General features: G+C 45.5%; 1 protein-coding gene. It reads right to left on the minus strand.

Annotated features, from left to right (window positions below; translation table 11 throughout):
- Positions 1-179 precede the first annotated feature (179 nt).
- Positions 180-2,930, minus strand: coding sequence for a DUF1156 domain-containing protein (locus QUB08_RS27255; protein ID WP_333228814.1), 2,751 nt, complete (start codon positions 2,928-2,930; stop codon positions 180-182).
- Between the last annotated feature and the right edge of the window lie 363 nt (positions 2,931-3,293).

Consider the following 3,293-nt stretch of genomic DNA (forward strand, 5'->3'; position numbering starts at 1 on the left):
CCACAACTTAAGAAACCGGGTTTTTGCGGGTTTTCTCGCCTGTAACCGAGTATCTCAAAAAAACCCGGTTTCTGGCCCCACGCCACAACTTAAGAAACCGGGTTTTTGCGGGTTTTCTCGCCTGTAACCGAGTATCTCAAAAAAACCCGGTTTCTGGCCACCCGCGCGCAACATCTCAATTAAAATAAACTCAACTGTCCCTCAAACTGAATTTCCATCTGTTGATAAACAACCTTGGCCTTAATCTCATCCATCGCCAACCACAAATCTAACAAAGCCTTCTCCTCCGGTATCCGTTTCTTCTCATCCCCAATACGCGGAATCACTTTCAGCGCCACTTCTATCGCCCGCATGAAATTATCGTTATCAGTCAAAGCTGTTTTTTTCATAAACTCGCGCACGATTTGAATATCTCCGTCCTCCTGATACAAACCGATAATCGCGTGCAATCCATCGACTAAATAGGTAATCGAAAAATCTTGCGGATTGACCGAAAAAGCTGATTTTTTCAACCGCTGTTTCGGTGTCAACAGTTTGCAAGTGCCGCTAGTCGAGTCAATTAATTTGTAGACTTTTGCTAAATCAACGACGTTGAAACCGCCGACGGCGAGGGCGAGTTGTCGCGCTTCATCGAAGGGGAACTCGACAGCGCCGAAGGCATCCCACGCGAGGAAATACCACTGCGTCAGGGCGTCAAATCCGGCGGTATCGGTTTGTGCAAGTTTGCGGAAGCGATAGTTTGCAATGGCTTTTCTGGCTTCAGCAAAAGCAACTTCCGGGCGCACTTCTTCGCCGCTGCTGTTGAGGATGGGATAGGAACGGCTGAACACATTTAAAGCGGGGCCAAAGGCGCTTAAATAAAGGTCGATACCTTTGATGTCGTTGGCTTCAAATTCTGGCGCGCGTTGTTCGACGAGATTGGCGACTTCTGGGCGCAAATCATCCCACCAAGCTTGGGCGGCGTTGGGGTCACGCTTGCGGCAAACTAAAAGGACGGTACTGGAAACTGAATTTTTTTGCGCTTGGTGGAGGTTTTGGGGATTTTCGGTACTGACGGCCCAGGATGCGGTAATCTCGAAACCGGCATCGATGAGGGATTTTGTGAGTACATCCCACGCCCCCGATTCTTTGTGGTTGAATTGGACTGTCATCACGCCGTCTTCGCGCAAAACTCGGTAATATTCGGTGAAGGCGAGGGCCATTTTTGCTTCGTAATCTTGTTTGGCGAGTTCGTCGGGGGATGCGCCCATGTTGCGGAAGCGCGACGGGTTGGCGACGGCTTCTCGATCTTTGTCGGTGAGTTCTGTGTAGAATAAATCTGGGAATATATCGCCTAATGTGCGCTTCATCCAAACGTAGAAAAAGTCGGAGAGTTCGGCATATTGGATGGTGCCATAGTAAGGCGGATCTGTGACAATGGCATCGACAGAATTGTCTGGAATGTGGTATAGGCTATCGGCGGATGCGGAATTGATTTGGATGCTTTTTGGATCGTATTGTTCGATGCCGGGGAGGCCTGATGAATGGGGTTTTGTGCCGAATAATTTACAAATTTCAGTATATCCTTTTTGAACTGTTTGCGAATATGTATTCCAAAGTTTATTATTTCCTGACGCTTCTACATAATTCCACATTAAATTGAGAGCGTGTTGAGCAGATGATAGCTGTATTCCCCAACTTCCAGCAGGGTTAAGATGAGTTAATCTACTGTTAATATCAACACATCTATCTAATATTAATCCTAAATAAGTAATAATTGCCTCTGCCTTCTCCCGTTCACACTCAGCCTGTAGAATCTCATTAGCTTCGTGGATAATTTCTACATAGGTGATAAGTGTTAGAAGCTGACGAGGGTTAAACAACTTATCCCAGTAATCAATCCCATATCTAATTAATTCATCCGTTTTTTCACCTGCGATCACTTGAGTATTTTGAAGATCACCTAAAGTTTGAATTTTATCTAATTCATTTTTTATATATTTTTCAGTTTTAATAACTCCATCTAAATCTAAACTTGTAGGGATTCTAAACTCTAAACTACTTTTACCTTTTTTATAAGCAATGGCATAAAATTGATGCCCAAATTTTCCTGATTGAGCTTGACACTTAATTACATCGTCCTCAATCACACTCCCACAATTCGGACATTTACCAACACCCCGGCTAATTGTGTTATAAACACTCGGCTCGTACTCACCCGCATCCGTTTTAATCGTCGTCTCCTTCCCTTTCTTCCCCTTCACCAAGTCAAAATCAACCCGCTTTTGTGCCAAGTTAGGAATCGGTTTCACCGCACACCATTGACCTTTTTTTGCACCACCAGGTGATCTATCTAACCACCAATTCGGACTCAAAGGCACAACCGACTGACAACTCGGACAAACCACCGTATGCGCCCAGAAATAATTCTGTACAGTTTCCCCCGGTAAAGAAGGGAAAAATTCAGCTAATCTTTTCTCAGCTTCATCCCCCACCCATTTCACCCATTTATCAATATCCTCCTGCAAATCCGGGCCAAATTTCAGCGGATATTCCATCGCCGCCTTCATCGTCACCACCGCCACCGGATTGAGATCCGACGCCAACACATTCAACCCGTACCGCGCCGCCTCAAAGGGAATGCTTCCCCCACCCGCAAACGCATCTAAAATCGTCGGCGTGCGATTCCCCCACACCTTCTCGCAATAGTCATGAACCTTTTTAATTCGCACCGAAGACGGGGGAGTTTTGTAGAGTTTAATTTCCTTCCCCGGTTCCAATCCCAGCAAATATTCAAACTCTTCTAAAGAGATATCTGCGGGTAAAATCGACGCCAACACCGAAGCGCGAGAAAACGATAAAGGTTTGCGCGAATACCAGCGATGCAATCCTTTAAATGGATTGCCGCCGTGTTCGTAATAAACCTGCTGGTTTAGCAGATTTACGGGCATGATTTTCTCGATGAAGAGGTGAGGGCGCATGATTTTTTGGTTGTTGGTTATTGTTTTTAGGAACAGGCTTTCCGGCCTGTTCCACAAAGATTTAATTTTATTGTGGGGAGTAGGGGTTGGGCTTCTAGCCCGCCCACAACAGTTGGATTGTTCGACATTCCCGCAGTCAGACAGTCGGATTTTTCGATAGTCGGATTTTTCGATAGTCCGACAGTCCGCCAGGGGTTGAAACCCCTGTCTCAAAGCTGAAGTCGTCTGAAGACGACTGAAGAGTTAATTATATCAGATTTGGGTGCGTTTATATAAGTATGTCATTGTTCGTTATACTTTGCAATCGCAGGAGTTACGAGAGCTTTTATATAG

It is taken from the genome of Microcoleus sp. BR0-C5, assembly GCF_036705045.1.
In the GTDB taxonomy this organism is placed as follows: domain Bacteria; phylum Cyanobacteriota; class Cyanobacteriia; order Cyanobacteriales; family Microcoleaceae; genus Microcoleus.